The sequence below is a fragment of the Bacillus sp. LR_5 genome, assembly GCF_042709275.1.
Window position 1 is genome coordinate 1 of sequence record NZ_JAVAXX010000164.1, and the last position, 14,536, is coordinate 14,536.

Sequence of the window (14,536 nt, forward strand, 5' to 3'; positions counted from 1 at the left end):
AGCGATGCTCTCATAGCCTTCAGATTTTAAGTATTCATAGCCATCCATCACGTTTTTCCACCAGTCTTCAGGCCCTGTATGTACCAGTTCTTCAGGGGGAACGCCATGTCCTTCATATTGAGGCGCGTGGCACGTATAGCCCCGTTCATTCAAATAACGTCCCAGCATTCGTACGTCCGCTGTATTTCCCATAAAGCCGTGCAGCAAAAGCACCGCTTTGTCTCCGCCTTTAAATGTAAATGGTTTTGGTGTCACAACTTTCATGCTCATGTCTCCCTTTCTATCTGCACGATCATTTTAGTTTTCCACAGTTTGATCAGAAAAAAACACTCTGAATATCAGCCAGAAACGTGAAAAAGGCCTGACTTTACATCAGACCTTATACAAACATTGCCCTATAGGATATAAGCAAGCGCAATCGTCAACACGAAAAACAAGACTGCCAGCACAACCGTAATGCGGTGCAGAATCAAATCAAGACCTCTTGCTTTTTGTTTCCCGAAGAGCTGCTCCGCTCCGCCTGAAATCGCACCAGATAATCCGGCGCTTTTACTGGATTGAAGCAAAACGACAATAATAAGTGCAATGCTGACGATAACCAATAAGGTAATCAAAACCGCGTGCATCCCTTACACCTCCAGACTCACTGGCCTACATTACTTCTATTTTACATGAAAAGGGTTGGCATGTCACGCTGTATCAGACGCCAAAAGGCGGGATAAGACGTATTATCTTGGTTACCCTATTCATATGAAAAGGTCAAAAGGAGAAAAACAATGCCCCTTATCAGCATAGCCAGCAGAAAACATCTTTATTATGAGGAATATGGACAGGGAATTCCTATCATTTTTATCCATCCGCCGGGCATGGGACGCAAGGTTTTTTATTATCAGCGCCTTCTCTCCGAGCATTTCAGGGTGATTTTTCCCGATTTAAGCGGACACGGCGACAGTGATCACGCGGATCAGCCCGCCTCTATTTCTTATTACGCAAACGAGATCGTGCAATTCATAGACGCTCTGCACATTGATAAGGCTGTGTTATTTGGGTATTCCGCAGGCGGCTTAATTGCGCAGCATATCGGCTTTACCCGCCCGGACAAAGTATCTCATCTTGTTCTGTCCGGCGCTTACCCCGCTGTTCATAACGTAATCGGAGAGAAGATTCACAAGACGGGGATGTATCTGCTCGAGAAAAACGCCGGTTTGCTCATCAAAATCCTTGCTGTCAGCCACACAAAAAACAAAGAACTTCGAAACCTATTAACAGGCCATATGAAAAAAGCGGACCTTGCCCATTGGCATCAATATTATCAGGATTCGCTCCGCTACAACTGCATTGAACAGCTGCCTCATTTACACATGCCAATGCTGTTTATGTATGGCGGCCTTCGAGACTGGACCTTCTCAGCCTCAGGCTATTACCGCAAAGCTTGCAGCCATGCCGAATTTTTCAGATTGGAATATCAGGGGCATCAGCTGCCGACAAAACAATATAAAACATGCAACGAACTGGTGACAGGGTTTGTGTTGACACATCATTCATAGGGATAGAAAACGCTTGGTCTCCTTGCGTTTTCCGCTGTTTATTGACTTTTGTCAATAAAATCATAGTAAAAAAGATCCTCAAATTTCAAATTAAAATAGTGAAGCATTTTACCGATCACAAGCTGCCCCGGCCGTCTTTCTCCATTCAGCACGCGGCTCAGTGTGGCGGGTGAGACTCCGATTTCCAGCGCAAGCTGATTAAGGGAATAATCGTTATTGACCATATACTGCAATACATAATCACGTCTAATCTGTATCTTTTCTACTGGCACTTTCCTCACCTTCCATTCCTGGAAAACTTTTTTCTATACTTTTACATTACGGCTTATGTTAACTTTTGTCAATACTTTTCCAGCCTACCTATTCCCTTTAGTCAATAAACATACTAAAATATGAGTAACAGTGAGGGACGGGGTGAGATACATGGAAAGCTTCGGCGAACAATTGCGGGCATTGCGTGAAGAGAGAAAATTAACAGTCAACCAGCTGGCGACTTATTCAGGCGTAAGCGCAGCCGGCATCTCCAGAATCGAAAACGGCAAACGGGGCGTTCCCAAACCTGCCACCATAAAAAAACTGGCGGAAGCTTTAAAAATTCCTTATGAAGGGCTTATGTATAAGGCAGGTTACATCGAAGAAGTGCATGAAGCCAGGGCTCCTTATGAAACGAAGTGCAAGCTGCTTGAAAAAGCGGAGGCCTATGACCTGAAAAACCTTGCTCTTCTTGAGAACGAAAAGTGGCAATATCTCAATAAAGAAGATTTGCTCATGCTGGATCATTATTTTTCGTTTATTTCAGACGAAGCCAAAAAACGGTCTGCTGATGACTAACCCTTGATAGAAATGTGAGGCGATCACCATGTCACCGTTCGGACAGCAATTACGGGAGCTGCGCCGCGCCCGCAAACTGACAGTGAATCAGCTTGCGGTGTACTCAGGCATCAGCTCAGCCACCATTTCAAAAATTGAAAACGGCAAGCGGGGCACGCCAAAACCTGCCACTATCAAAAAATTGGCGGCCGTACTGAAGGTTCCCTACGAAAACCTGATGGCTGCCGCAGGCCATATTCGGGCCTTTCCAGAAGAAATCCGCGAAGCTTCGGAAAGCTATCAGTCCATATATGAAATTTACCAAACGGCTGTCACTCGAGGAGCGGAGCACCTCCCGATTTTCAATAGCCAAAAATGGGGATATCTCTCAAAGCAGGATATTGAAAATCTCAGCAAATACTTCGATTTTTTAGCCTCGGAAGCAAAAAAACGAACCTCTTCTTCATAATCCCCTGTATCTCTTTCTGCATTTTATCAATCACGCTTGCATACCTTCCCTCGTTATTTGCGTTATAATAGTGTCAGACGAGGTGAAAAGTATGAACCAATCAGAAATGTGTCCTAGATTTGAAAAAGCAGTCGACATCTTGAGTAAACGCTGGGTCGCTTTGATCGTATTTCAGCTCTTGAACGGGTCGCAGCGATTTAGCGAAATTGAAGCAGCACTTCCAAATCTAAGCGGCAGAGTTCTGTCAGAACGGCTGAAAGAACTTGAGCTTGAAGGAGTGGTGAAGCGGGATGTCATCCCTGAAACTCCGGTTCGCATCGAATATTCATTGACCGATAAAGGAAAGGCGTTAGCCCCCATTTTGGGTGAGATTTCTAAATGGGCGACGGATTGGATTGACCCTTCCTTTCTTGACTAATTGCTAAAACGGTTCTGATCTCAAAGGCGAGAAAAGAGCCGTTTTTTATTTTTCATTTTCCAGGTAAAAAAACGATTTCTCAGCCGATATATAGTACATCCACACACATTACGATTTTAAAGGAGACCACTTATATGCGACTGACGATTTCCCGCAAATTCAGCCTGGTATTTTTGACACTGATCCTGATCAATTTACTTGTCGGCGGAATAGGCGCTTTTAATATGCAGCATATCATTCAAAAGACAGATGAAATCAACACAAAATGGATTGACGGCATCAAAGAAATTACATCGATTAATTATTTGACCGAGCATCTCTCTTCTAAAGAAAAGGATTTTCTGATTTTCACAGACAAAAGCAAAATGGATACGCTTGATCAAGAAATGAATCAGATCCTTGAAGACATCAATCAAAAGCTTGATAGCTACGAAAAAACGATTTCCAATGATAAAGAACAGAAACTGTTCGAGGAGCTTCAAAATGAAGTGAATACCTATGCTGATATTCATGCGCAAATTATAGAAAGCGGACGCACGAATGACATGGACAAAGCAAGAGGTTTATTGGTACAGACTGAGGCCAGCTTTGAGAATATGAAAAAATCAGTCACTCAGCTCGTTGACTTTAATAAAGAAGGCAGCAACACAGCGGTAAAAGAAACGAAGGATGTATACCATAAAGGGCTCATTTACACGGCTTCGCTTGTGGCAGCTTCGATCATTATCAGCATTTTCATCTGGCTTTATATCACGCGAAACATTGTAAAGCCTATCATTCGTATGAAGGAATCTGCCAATCATATTGCCGAGGGAGATCTGTCGAGTGACATAGAGCCGCTCAATTCAAAAGACGAGCTGGGTGATCTGAACGAAGCGCTGCACAAAATGGTAGGCAATCTGAGAGATATTGTCGGATACTCCAAAGAAATATCAAGCCGGGTGCTTTCTTCTTCACAAGTGCTGGCAACTGCAACGAATGAAACAAGATCCGGCAGCAAACATATTACCGAGACGATGAACGAAATGGCTGAGGGCTCTGAACAGCAGGCCCAAGACGCGGTGACAATTGCCGAATCAATGAATGAGTTTACAGAAAGCATTGATAAAGCCTATAATCACGGCATCACAATCAGCGATACGTCTCAAAACGTTCTCGAACTCGCAGTGAGCGGAAACGAAAATATGGATACGTCATTACAGCAAATGAAAACCATCCATCATATCGTTCAGGAAGCCGTGCATAAAGTGAGATCACTGGAACAGCATTCTCAGGATATCAACAAGCTCGTTCAGGTCATCAACGGCATTGCCGAGCAAACGAATTTGCTGTCACTTAACGCTGCGATTGAAGCTGCCCGCGCAGGAGAAAGCGGCAAAGGCTTCGCTGTTGTGGCAGAGGAGGTCAGAAAGCTGGCTGACGGCGTTTCTGATTCCGTGCAGGATATTACCCGGATTGTCAACGGCACACAGCAGGAAATCTACACCGTTATTGAATACTTGGAAAGCAGCTTTACAGAAGTCGAAAAAGGAACGGAAAACCTGACAGACACCGGACAAGCTATGCAGCATATCAAACAGTCCGTCACTCATGTTGCAGACAGCATTAAGGAAGTAACGGATGGCCTGAAGCAGTTAACAAACCAATCGATTACCATCAATCAATCGATTGAAAATATCGCTTCTGTATCTGAAGAGTCGGCCGCCGGCATTGAAGAAACATTTTCAATTACCGAGCAATCCGCCCATTCCATGGATCAAGTGCTCCAGAATGCCGAAGAGCTTGAGCAGCTGGCGAAAGAGCTTAATGAGAAGATGAATCAGTTTACCATTTAAAAATAACCCACGTCCAGATAGGACGTGGGCTTTATTCGTTTCATAAGGGTATTTTTACTCGAACCTCTGCTCCACCCGCTATAGTGTTCCCAAGAGTAAGTTCTCCATTATGTAGATTCACTGCATTTTTTGCAAAAGTCAATCCCATTCCATAATGACCTTTAGAATGACGGCTCTTGTCATCCATATAAAAAAGTTCTGTGGCTTTTTTTAATCCCATTTCCGAAAATCCATTTCCCGTGTCTTTTACAAAAAAATAAAATATCTCAGAATCGCATTCTGCATGTACCGAGACAGTGCCGCCTTCCGGTGTATAATCAACTGCGTTTGTTAAGATATTCAATAATGCCCTATGTAACAATTGCCAGTCTATTTTCGCTTCTTTCATTAGATTTTCTTTTTTGAACGAAATGTTTATATTTTTATTTCCTTTATAGGCGGATATATCTTTCAGTAGGGTTTCTGTCAACTTATCTACAGATGCTTTCTCCAAATGAACAGTTAAGGCATCCTCCGTTTTCGAAAGATGAATCAGCTGATAAATATATTGTTCAATCTGATTTCCTGCTCCAAGAATATACTTTGTATACTCAGCTTGTTCCTCGTTTTGTATTGACAAGCTGAGTAATTCAGCATTCCCCTTAATAATGGTAATCGGAATCTTGATATCATGTGCCAAAGCACCTATTTGTTCTTTCTTGTTTTTTTCTAAACGCCATTGTGCCTCAAGTGAGGACTGGAGAGCATCTCTCATTTCAATCAAGGAGTCAATCACATCATCGAATTCCTTAATATGTGTAAATTCGGGAGTGAATTGCAAATTTTGCTCTTTTATATATCGAGTGATTAAGTTCAATGTCTCAAAATGTTTTCTTAATCTATTCGCAAAGTAAGTTGTTATAATAGAGATAACTATAATGAGCAAGATAATCAAAATACAAATACTCGTTAATTCATAATTAGGAAGGTATTTTCTTAGTAAAGGCGAAGTGAAATCTGCACGCAATGAATATTGCAAAACACAATATTCATCGTTTCTTTCTATAACCAAATATCCTTTTTGCTTATAATTGACATACGGTTTTTTTTCAATCTTCTTTTTTACAAGCTGCAAATCTTTTTCTTTAATATTTCCAGCTGTTTTTTGTTTTGTTTCTTTATCAAGGATGGCATATGACATTGTATCAGGAATCATATCAGCAGTTACTTTGTCGATGCTTTCCAGCTTCACCGCCAGTTTTTCTGCTTCTCGTTCATTATAATTCGCTGGGTGTGAGAAACCGGTATTCATTGCGATCGTATTCATAAATAAATATAGCAGAGCAAGTATGACCAAACTAATACATAGAGTCACCATATACTTTATCAGTTCTCTAAGAAGTGTTTTCTGCCCCTTAAAACCTATTCCCATTTGTATCCAACGCCCCATACCGTTTTAATGGGGTCTGCATTATGCTCTTTACATTTTTTTCGAATCGTTCGAATAAATTCAGTAATTGTTGAATACAAGGCATTCCCCTCTAATCCATATATCTCCTCATAAATTTGTTCTCTCGAAAAAGTTCTCCCTTTATGTTGAGCTAAAAATTCACAGATTTTATATTCATTTTTTGTTAGGTTGAGTTTGTTGTTATTAATAAATACTTCTTTACTATCAAAATGAAATAAAAAACCGGAGATAACTCTCTTCGATTGATGTTTATCTCTCCGTTCTCTTCTTAAGTGAGCATTAACTCTGGCACTAAGCTCTCTAACGCCGAACGGCTTAGTAATATAATCATCTCCTCCGGTAATGAGGCCTTTTACTATCGCTTCCTCTTCCGTTTTAGCTGTGAGGAATAAAATTGGACAATCAACCAAAGGCCGTATCTGTTTACATAACTCAAAACCGTCAATATCCGGCATCATAACATCAAGCAAAATTAAATCATACCCTTGAAATAAATCAGGCGGCTGGCCTTTAACACGATCTAAAGTGTCAACTTGATGCTGATCACGGCGCAAAATATTTTGTATCAGTACAAGAATATCTTTTTCATCATCGACAGCAAGGATTTTTGCCATTTCCCGGCCCCCTCATACTATTCAAACGTTTTTCTGCCTTCCCATTTACTAAACCATATAAGACTGGCAATGATTGTACATATTATACCAAAAACCATAATCAATTCCCCTGAATTCATTTCATGCATTAACAAAGGATTATCACCTTGATTTACTTCTTTAAAGTGAAGTACTCCATTTAAACCTGACAATCGAATCCCCCAAGCCCACGGGTTAAATTTCCACATCATATCCCCTAATCCAGTGTTCATTAGAGCTGTCATGAGCAGGCCGGCTCCTCCTATCAGGACAGAAGCCCCCATTCCAAACATACAGCTGATAAAAAAGTAAATACAATACAGGACTACACTGCCCGCAACTAGCCAGGCACCACCCATTATAAAAATACCGTAAGACAAATCCGGCACTTTTAAAATAAACTTTAATCCTATTATATAGATGAATAGCGCTAAACCAATAGAGCACAACCCCATGAAAAGCAGCATTAACATTTTACTCACATAAGCAATGACTTTCGGAGATGTGCTCCCTAGTAACACTTGAAATTTCCCTGCCTGTTCTTCTAAGGATGCAGTCATTCCGCATAGCACCCCGATGAGCAGCGGCAATGCTACTGCAACAGCTTCCATAAAAGATTTATACAAGTGAAATTGGCTTTGATCTCTCCCATAAAAATACAGGATCAATACACATGAACAAACTATAGGAATAATAAAATGCAGCCACATAAAGGAGGTGTGCTTGCTTTTCTGGAAATCAGCTTGTAAACACCTCAAAAGCAATCTCACCTTACATCGCCCCCTGCTTTTTTGTTCTGTAATCGATTGAAGGGGCAAATGAACGACTGGTTAAAAATGACAGTATCAAAAATAATAGAATAGAAATCAATATAGCAGGAGGGACGACCAGCCAACTCAACAAAGGATCATTTTTTTCAAGCAACAGGCCGTTAGGATGAATACCAATAGTTGGACTCATCATTCGAATTGGCCAGCTCCAAGGAATAAACCACCAAAAGGAACGAGATGCCGGCATAATGCCCAGAACGAAGGTTCCTATAAGATTTAACATTACCGCTATTGTAAGCCCCCACTTTTTGGCCACAAATAAACAGAGTGGAATTTGCCAAAGACTTGTCATCCAAAGTAACAAACTCGCGGCAATTGTAGAAAGCGTAATAATGGCAAAATCAGCTATAACGAATCCCATGAGTAACATAAAAACTAAAAATACAATCTGAGATAATAGCGAATAAAACATGATAATTATAATCTTTGCATACCATAATCTCCCTAAATCTATAGGTAATGAATACGTACCATTATAATTAGAAGCCTTTTTTTCTTTTTGATGAGATAAAGAACAAAATAAAGCAATCATCACCGGCATAAATATAATAGACCACCAGTTAAAAGTACCGGATACAAAAAATTGAATGTTCATTAAAAAAGAAAAACCTATATTAAGAAGAGGCACAAAGATAATCATTTTTCTGGAAAACGTCCTCTTAAACTTCAGGTTTTCGGCTTTTATATAATTTATCATCTATCTACACCTTCTTTTTCACGGCTTGACTTTACAACTTCCATAAACAAGTGCTCCAAATCATCAGCCTTGTTTATTTCACCCTGATACCCAAGGTGACCGCCGATGATAATCCCAATATGATCTGCTATTTGTTCGACTTCTGAAAGAATGTGGCTAGATAAAATCACCGTTATTCCTTCCTGAGGAAATGAGCGAATTAGGTCCCTAAGCTCCTGTATACCTATTGGATCTAGCCCGTTTGTAGGCTCATCAAGAATTAATAATTTAGGATGATTTAATAAGGCGATTGCAATTCCAAGCCGCTGCCTCATTCCCATCGAAAACTGCCCTGCTCTTTTCTTTCCAGCATGCTCCATATCCACAGTCTTTAGCACACTGTGAATGCGATCTTCAGAAAGACCGAGCAGCGTGGCATGGACTTTCACATTTTCAAATGCAGTTAAATTATCGTAAAGAGGTGGAGTTTCTATTAACGATCCGATATTTTGTAAATCAGATCGTTTCCATTTATGTCCGTCGAAGAAAACCTCACCAGAAGTCTTCCGTAAAATTCCTGTTAAAATTTTAAGTGTTGTCGATTTTCCAGCTCCATTTGGTCCCAGCAGACCATAAATGCTGTTTTTTTGAACAGTTAATGAAACATCTGAAACAGCTGTTTCTTTGCCAAACTTTTTTGTAAGGCTTTTGGTTTCTAATAGGACTGTACTCATGTCACTCTCTCCCTTATTCCTTTTCATTCTTTATTAAAACCGCTCGATAATACTCACGATTAAACTCAACAATGATTTCATTTTTGGCATCAGGATCCTCGTTTGTACTGTAAACCTTCCCATAGCGTAATGGTTTTTTCTCTCTGATTTCATCCGGGTCATTAGAGATATACGGTTCTTTCAGTTCTTCTTCCGACCATCTCTTTCCATCACCATCTACAAAGAAAGTTTGGCCTATTGCCCCTATTACTTTTCCTTTTTTGTCTTCATCAACTTTATCTTTCAGCTGATAAAGTTTATCGTCATAGACCACTTGATCGAGTTTTCCCTTATCAATCAGGCTCTCCATTGTTTCAGATGTATCGTTTTCATTATCATCAGTAAAATGCATTGTTTTTTTTGTTTCTTCAACAACTTTATCTTTAAACTTTATTAATGATTGACAAGCAGATAACATAAATAAAACAATAAAACAGCCTAAAATGTATATACATCTTTTCAACATACACCCCTCCACTTATTACATTTCTATAAAAATAGAGTTCTTTTATCTACATGACAGAACTTCACTATCTGAATGATGATCATTGTAAAATACTTTTATCAGAATTTAATCAAAATACATTAGCAGATAAATAAGCGATAGAAAAAGAGTGCAATTGGTGACACTTCCACACATTAAAATCAATCTCATATTTTGATCACCGTTGTTTAGATAAATAAGGGCAGGGAATGCACTAATGCCAGAGTTCGACAATTTAAAATACATTTGCAGATCCCCTCAATTTTTTCATCAAGATTATTTATTAAGCCTCATAAAAAAAGGACTCTTTTCCCTCTCAGAAAAGAATCCATTTTGCTTAACTCTATACACTTATTAACTTTTTTCTATTTTTTTGTTTCACTGGATTCAACAACCTTTCAATCCAGGCCATTATCAGATCTGCTCCTATGGCCATCACCGCAGTCGGGATCGCGCCAGCGAGAATAATCGCAGTTCCGTTTGTCGCATTTGAGCCGCGGACGATCATATCCCCGAGCCCCCCGGCGCCGACAAATGTACCGATTGCTGTAATCCCGATGGCAATGACGAGAGCCGTGCGCAAGCCTGCCATAATGACAGAAAGCGCGAGCGGAAGCTCAACCATCCGGAGCACCTGGAATTTCGTCATGCCCATTGCGTTTCCCGATTCTAAGTAGGCGTGTTCAATGCTGACAATGCCTGTATACGTGTTTCGGATAATCGGCAGGAGGGAATACAGAAATAATGATACAATCACGGTGTTTGCGCCGAGCCCCATGACAAGCATTAAAACGGCCAGCATCGCGAGCGCAGGGATTGTCTGGATGACATTTGTTACAGCGAACACCCAGGCTGATAAGCGGCGATAATGCGCAATGAGGATTCCGACCGGAACCCCGACGACAGCAGCAAACAATACGCCGTAAACCGACATGAGAAAGTGGCGGCCGAATTCATCCATGACGTAGCTGCCGTTCTGCGCGTAATATGTCATTAACTGATCAAGCACGTTCATTGGCTTCGTCCTCCTTTCACGATTCGAAGTAGTGGTGCTTTTCTAAATATTCCTTGGCAACGACAGACGGTTCTTTTAGATTACCGTCGACTTCATAGTTAAGCTCCTGCATTGTGGCTGTGTCGATTTTCCCGATCATTTTCTGGATGGTGCCTTCAAGCTCAGGATGTTCTTTGAGCACTTGTTCCGGAACAACCGGAGAGCAATCGTACGGCGGGAAAAATTGCTTATCATCCTTTAGCATTTTGAGACCATAGGACTTGATTCTTCCATCAGTCGAATACGCGAGGACAATGTCCATTTTTCCGCTTTTTACCGCATCATACACAAGCCCGATCTGCATTGGATACGTGCCGCCGAATGTCATGCCGTAGGTTTTCGTAAAATCTTGATAGCCGTTTCCCTTGAGCTTCATCCAATAGTTATCGACACCCAGCTTTAATTGCGGTGCCCATTTTTTCACATCTGATACGTTTTCTAAATGATATTGATCCGCCAGCTCCTTGCTGACCGTAAAGGCATACGTATTATCAAACCCGTAGGAGTCATACCATTTTAAATCATATCTTTTTTTAAACTCCCGCTGTGTTAGCGCCAGCGCTTTCTCCGGATCTTTCTCAGGTTCCATTCGCAGCGTTCCTGGCAGCGCGTCTCCCGTATATCTTGTGGCCGCAATGTCGATTTCCCCATTCATTAAGGCCTGCTGCTGTACCGCGTTAGAGCCGAGATTTTTAATGGTTGTTGTTTTAAGATCAGTATGGTGTTCGATCAGCTGGCCAAGCATGCTGGCGATGATTTCTGATTCGCTCATGCTTTGCGCGCCGATTTTAATGGTCTGGTCTGAAGCGGCGCTGAGCCCCGGAAGCGAACAGCCGCTCAACGTCAGCATTGCTGCAAGCGTTAACCCGATCATCCATTTGAGATATTTTCTTTTCATGAGCCGCCTCCTTATGAAACTTCCTTCAATCTCTGCATGCCGGCAGGTGTCAGTTTTCGTTCAGTCACTGCCAGCACATAATCAATCACAATTGCCAATATTGTAACGGGCACCGCGCCCCCGATGATATATTCCGGCTGATATAAATTCAGTCCGATAAAAATATAATCACCCAATCCGCCGCCTCCGATAAAGGAAGCAAGCGTAGCCCAGCCGATTAAGTAAATCGTCGATGTTCTGATTCCCGCCATGATGACAGGTGCGGCAAGCGGCAGCTCCACCAGACGGACTTGTTCAGCCGGCGTCATTCCGATGCCTTTGCCAGACTCGAGCAGATTTTTGTTGACGCCGCGAATGCCGGTATACGTGTTGCGCAGAATCGGCAGAACGGAATAGAAAAACAATGCCACAATGGCTGGAACCTTCCCGACACCCAGTAGCGGAATAAAGAAGGCGAGAATCGCCAGACTCGGCAGCGTTTGAATGATATTGACGATGCCGATAATGGTGCCGGCTCCCTTTTTCATTCTAGTAAGGACAACCCCGAGGGGAACGGCAACGAGCACGCCTAAGATAACAGCAATGAGCGAGATCGTGATATGCTCAAATGTTTTATAAAGGAGTTCGCCCCCGTTGGTTTGCAAAAATTGAATAATTTGATGCATGACTTGTCGCCTCCCTATGACAATACCGCGAGCTGCTTTTCTTCTCCCCAGAGGGAGTCATACACAATGTCGACCAGACTTGCTCTAGTCACAATTCCGATTAAGCGCCGATTTTCATCCACAACAGGGACATATTTGACACCCCGTTTTAAAATTTTGCGGACCGTGTCGCGCAGCAATGTGCCGCCCAATACTGTGTAAAGATCTTCATGCAGAACCTCTCCTACGAGATTGGCTTTTTTCCTGCATTGATCAATGATTTCAACATCCACATAGCCTTGGAGAACGTGCTCGTCATCAACGACAAGCAATGAATCGACACGCTCCTGCCTCATCAGCTGAATCGCTTCAGAAAGCGTTTTATCCGCGGTAATCGTTACAGGCTGCGTGTTCATAATCTGGTCAACCCGTTCCACATCCGGGCTGGATGACTGAATCAGCCGCTCCTTGCCGATAAATTCCTCAACAAATTCGTCTGCCGGATTTCTCAAAATATCATCGGGCGTTCCAACTTGAACGATTTCTCCCGCTTTTAAAATCACAATCCGGTCTGCCAGCTTAATCGCTTCATCCATATCGTGGGTAACAAATACGATGGTTTTATGTAAGGTTTTTTGCAGTTTTTTAAATTCTTCCTGAAGGGAATCCCTCGTAATCGGGTCGAGTGCCCCAAACGGTTCATCCATTAAGATAAGCGGCGGCTCCGCGGCAAGTGCCCGTAATACACCAATTCGCTGCTGCTGTCCCCCGCTTAATTCATGAGGGTAACGGTCTAAATATTCTGGCCCCATATCGACCAATTTCAGAAGCTCACGCGCCCGTTCTTTCCGCTGCTGCTCCGGCCATTTCAGCAGTTTAGGGACAAGAGAAATGTTCTGCTGAATGGTCATATGGGGAAACAGGCCGATCTGCTGAATGACATAGCCGATCTTACGCCTAAGCTCTACAGGGTCCTGTTCCATGATGTTTTCGCCGTCAATGAAAATCTTGCCGGCGGAAGGCTCAATTAATCGGTTAATCATTTTCATTGTTGTCGTTTTCCCGCAGCCGCTCGGACCGATAAAACAGATAAATTCGCCTTTTGCAATCTTAAGATTCACGTTGTTCACGGCTTTTTTGCCGCCCTTGTATGTTTTCGAGACATTTTCTAATGTCAGCAAACATCGCACCTCCAAAATTAAGTTTATTCAATTCGTTCAGTTTATATTTAATTTTTCAGACAATTGAATGCTTCCCATTATAGAATAAAGTTTATAAAATAAAAAGTTTACAATTTGTTCATATTGTTTATAAAGTATGTGTAAGCGCTGATTTACCCGCATTGACCTGTGATGATCTCCTTATTGCTCCAATTTCCTGCCAAATTCTCTTGTTGCAGCATTTCCGCCGTATCAAAAATGTGGTATATTGACATCGGAATTGTTAGCTGAAAGGATTGAAACCGTTGGAGAAAGATCCGTTAACGATCATTGAACAAGCTGAGGACCATTTAATAGAAAGAATCGCAGAAAACATGCATGCATTTGGAATGCCCTCTACCGTCGGACGTGTGCTGGGCATTATTTATATGAATCGAAAACCGATGACGCTGACCGAATTGTCTGAAGCGACCGGCATGAGCAAAACACGCATGAGCCAGGTTGTGCGGGAAATGCTAGATGCCAACATTGCCGAAAAAGTGTTCGAAAAGGGCGTGAGAAAAGATTTATATGAGGTTGAGCAGGACTACTACCAAACGTTTATCACGCTGTTTACAGCCACTTGGAGCAAAGTCGTCAGCAAAAACAAAATGATGCATAAAAAACTCAATCGGGAACTGCTCAGCGTCTTGGATGAAGAGCTTACCCCTGAAGCGGAAGAAAAAGTGAATGAGCTTCTGAAGGAATTAAAAGAATGGCTCGATTATTATAATTGGCTCGGGCGATTGATTGAGTTTTTTGAAAGCGAAGAGATTTTTAAATATGTGCCGAAGCCGTAAAAAAACGCCCTGTCATT

19 protein-coding genes are annotated in these 14,536 nt (G+C 41.8%); 6 read left to right on the forward strand and 13 right to left on the reverse strand.

Features of this window, described 5'->3' with window-relative positions; translation table 11 throughout:
* Positions 1 to 264: alpha/beta hydrolase (locus tag RAC86_RS24800; RefSeq protein WP_377886113.1), on the reverse strand; the 264-nt coding region annotated here is incomplete at its 3' end.
* A gap of 131 nt (positions 265 to 395) precedes the next feature.
* Entirely contained in the window at positions 396 to 626 is a 231-nt protein-coding gene (gene secG / locus RAC86_RS24805; RefSeq protein ID WP_003220028.1) for a preprotein translocase subunit SecG, read from the reverse strand.
* A gap of 150 nt (positions 627 to 776) precedes the next feature.
* Here secG and RAC86_RS24810 point away from each other — a divergent pair, with 150 nt between their 5' ends.
* Positions 777 to 1,547: an alpha/beta fold hydrolase gene (locus RAC86_RS24810; RefSeq protein ID WP_061187923.1), complete on the forward strand. Its 771-nt coding sequence runs from the start codon at positions 777 to 779 to the stop codon at positions 1,545 to 1,547.
* Positions 1,548 to 1,585: 38 nt separating this feature from the next.
* On the opposite strand, the gene RAC86_RS24815 is transcribed toward RAC86_RS24810, so the two are convergent.
* The gene (locus tag RAC86_RS24815) at positions 1,586 to 1,819 is read right to left on the reverse strand and encodes a helix-turn-helix domain-containing protein (RefSeq protein WP_003220031.1); all 234 of its coding nucleotides are present in this window, start codon (positions 1,817 to 1,819) and stop codon (positions 1,586 to 1,588) included.
* 151 nt (positions 1,820 to 1,970) lie between these two features.
* Between RAC86_RS24815 and rghR the strand changes: the two genes are divergently transcribed.
* The 4 genes from rghR (at position 1,971) to RAC86_RS24835 (ending at position 5,079) form a co-directional block, all read left to right on the forward strand.
* Positions 1,971 to 2,378 (forward strand): transcriptional repressor RghR, encoded by a 408-nt coding sequence (rghR, locus tag RAC86_RS24820; protein WP_003220034.1) that lies wholly within the window; start codon positions 1,971 to 1,973, stop codon positions 2,376 to 2,378.
* Positions 2,379 to 2,406: 28 nt separating this feature from the next.
* Positions 2,407 to 2,826, forward strand: a complete 420-nt coding sequence (locus RAC86_RS24825; RefSeq protein WP_061187922.1) for a helix-turn-helix domain-containing protein — start codon at positions 2,407 to 2,409, stop codon at positions 2,824 to 2,826.
* Positions 2,827 to 2,917: 91 nt separating this feature from the next.
* Complete coding sequence (catR, locus tag RAC86_RS24830) at positions 2,918 to 3,244, forward strand: catDE operon transcriptional regulator CatR (RefSeq protein WP_003220037.1); 327 nt, start codon at positions 2,918 to 2,920, stop codon at positions 3,242 to 3,244.
* A 134-nt stretch (positions 3,245 to 3,378) separates the two neighbouring features.
* The gene (locus RAC86_RS24835) at positions 3,379 to 5,079 is read left to right on the forward strand and encodes a methyl-accepting chemotaxis protein (RefSeq protein WP_061187921.1); all 1,701 of its coding nucleotides are present in this window, start codon (positions 3,379 to 3,381) and stop codon (positions 5,077 to 5,079) included.
* Positions 5,080 to 5,119: 40 nt separating this feature from the next.
* On the opposite strand, the gene RAC86_RS24840 is transcribed toward RAC86_RS24835, so the two are convergent.
* The 10 genes from RAC86_RS24840 to opuBA all read right to left on the reverse strand — a co-directional run bounded on the left by RAC86_RS24840 (position 5,120) and on the right by opuBA (position 13,701).
* Complete coding sequence (locus RAC86_RS24840; RefSeq protein WP_041521070.1) at positions 5,120 to 6,490, reverse strand: HAMP domain-containing histidine kinase; 1,371 nt, start codon at positions 6,488 to 6,490, stop codon at positions 5,120 to 5,122.
* Positions 6,481 to 7,143 (reverse strand): response regulator transcription factor, encoded by a 663-nt coding sequence (locus tag RAC86_RS24845; protein ID WP_014115176.1) that lies wholly within the window; start codon positions 7,141 to 7,143, stop codon positions 6,481 to 6,483. The genes RAC86_RS24840 and RAC86_RS24845 overlap by 10 nt, the downstream gene beginning before the upstream one ends.
* Before the next feature lie 17 nt (positions 7,144 to 7,160).
* Entirely contained in the window at positions 7,161 to 7,931 is a 771-nt protein-coding gene (locus tag RAC86_RS24850) for a lantibiotic immunity ABC transporter MutG family permease subunit (protein ID WP_072565272.1), read from the reverse strand.
* Between the two features lies 1 nt (position 7,932).
* On the reverse strand, positions 7,933 to 8,688 hold the full coding sequence (locus tag RAC86_RS24855; RefSeq protein WP_061187918.1) for a lantibiotic immunity ABC transporter MutE/EpiE family permease subunit: 756 nt from the start codon (positions 8,686 to 8,688) through the stop codon (positions 7,933 to 7,935).
* Positions 8,685 to 9,401, reverse strand: coding sequence for a lantibiotic protection ABC transporter ATP-binding protein (locus tag RAC86_RS24860; protein WP_014115179.1), 717 nt, complete (start codon positions 9,399 to 9,401; stop codon positions 8,685 to 8,687). Before RAC86_RS24860 ends, RAC86_RS24855 begins: the two co-directional genes overlap by 4 nt.
* Positions 9,402 to 9,414: 13 nt before the next feature.
* Complete coding sequence (locus RAC86_RS24865) at positions 9,415 to 9,906, reverse strand: NisI/SpaI family lantibiotic immunity lipoprotein (RefSeq protein ID WP_072181750.1); 492 nt, start codon at positions 9,904 to 9,906, stop codon at positions 9,415 to 9,417.
* Between the two features lie 361 nt (positions 9,907 to 10,267).
* Positions 10,268 to 10,939 carry an ABC transporter permease gene (locus RAC86_RS24870; RefSeq protein ID WP_014115185.1) on the reverse strand — a complete coding sequence of 224 codons (672 nt, stop codon included), beginning with the start codon at positions 10,937 to 10,939 and terminating at the stop codon, positions 10,268 to 10,270.
* Positions 10,940 to 10,955: 16 nt separating this feature from the next.
* A complete protein-coding gene (gene opuBC, locus RAC86_RS24875; RefSeq protein ID WP_014115186.1) occupies positions 10,956 to 11,876 on the reverse strand; it encodes a choline ABC transporter substrate-binding lipoprotein OpuBC in 921 nt (306 codons plus the stop codon).
* A gap of 11 nt (positions 11,877 to 11,887) precedes the next feature.
* Positions 11,888 to 12,541 (reverse strand): choline ABC transporter permease OpuBB, encoded by a 654-nt coding sequence (gene opuBB, locus RAC86_RS24880; RefSeq protein WP_072181752.1) that lies wholly within the window; start codon positions 12,539 to 12,541, stop codon positions 11,888 to 11,890.
* A gap of 14 nt (positions 12,542 to 12,555) precedes the next feature.
* A complete protein-coding gene (opuBA, locus tag RAC86_RS24885) occupies positions 12,556 to 13,701 on the reverse strand; it encodes a choline ABC transporter ATP-binding protein OpuBA (RefSeq protein WP_014115188.1) in 1,146 nt (381 codons plus the stop codon).
* A gap of 284 nt (positions 13,702 to 13,985) precedes the next feature.
* Between opuBA and RAC86_RS24890 the strand changes: the two genes are divergently transcribed.
* Positions 13,986 to 14,519, forward strand: a complete 534-nt coding sequence (locus RAC86_RS24890) for a GbsR/MarR family transcriptional regulator (protein WP_014115190.1) — start codon at positions 13,986 to 13,988, stop codon at positions 14,517 to 14,519.
* Positions 14,520 to 14,536: the final 17 nt, after the last annotated feature.

Excerpts from the sequence above, each read along its gene's own strand:
- RAC86_RS24845 (WP_014115176.1), bottom strand. The coding sequence starts at position 7,143 with ATGGCAAAAATCCTTGCTGTCGATGATGAAAAAGATATTCTTGTACTG.
- opuBB (WP_072181752.1), bottom strand. The coding sequence starts at position 12,541 with ATGCATCAAATTATTCAATTTTTGCAAACCAACGGGGGCGAACTCCTT.
- RAC86_RS24825 (WP_061187922.1), top strand. The coding sequence starts at position 2,407 with ATGTCACCGTTCGGACAGCAATTACGGGAGCTGCGCCGCGCCCGCAAA.
- RAC86_RS24860 (WP_014115179.1), bottom strand. The coding sequence starts at position 9,401 with ATGAGTACAGTCCTATTAGAAACCAAAAGCCTTACAAAAAAGTTTGGC.
- RAC86_RS24835 (WP_061187921.1), top strand. The coding sequence starts at position 3,379 with ATGCGACTGACGATTTCCCGCAAATTCAGCCTGGTATTTTTGACACTG.
- RAC86_RS24855 (WP_061187918.1), bottom strand. The coding sequence starts at position 8,688 with ATGATAAATTATATAAAAGCCGAAAACCTGAAGTTTAAGAGGACGTTT.
- catR (WP_003220037.1), top strand. The coding sequence starts at position 2,918 with ATGAACCAATCAGAAATGTGTCCTAGATTTGAAAAAGCAGTCGACATC.
- RAC86_RS24840 (WP_041521070.1), bottom strand. The coding sequence starts at position 6,490 with ATGGGAATAGGTTTTAAGGGGCAGAAAACACTTCTTAGAGAACTGATA.
- opuBC (WP_014115186.1), bottom strand. The coding sequence starts at position 11,876 with ATGAAAAGAAAATATCTCAAATGGATGATCGGGTTAACGCTTGCAGCA.
- RAC86_RS24810 (WP_061187923.1), top strand. The coding sequence starts at position 777 with ATGCCCCTTATCAGCATAGCCAGCAGAAAACATCTTTATTATGAGGAA.
- secG (WP_003220028.1), bottom strand. The coding sequence starts at position 626 with ATGCACGCGGTTTTGATTACCTTATTGGTTATCGTCAGCATTGCACTT.
- RAC86_RS24865 (WP_072181750.1), bottom strand. The coding sequence starts at position 9,906 with ATGTTGAAAAGATGTATATACATTTTAGGCTGTTTTATTGTTTTATTT.
- rghR (WP_003220034.1), top strand. The coding sequence starts at position 1,971 with ATGGAAAGCTTCGGCGAACAATTGCGGGCATTGCGTGAAGAGAGAAAA.
- RAC86_RS24870 (WP_014115185.1), bottom strand. The coding sequence starts at position 10,939 with ATGAACGTGCTTGATCAGTTAATGACATATTACGCGCAGAACGGCAGC.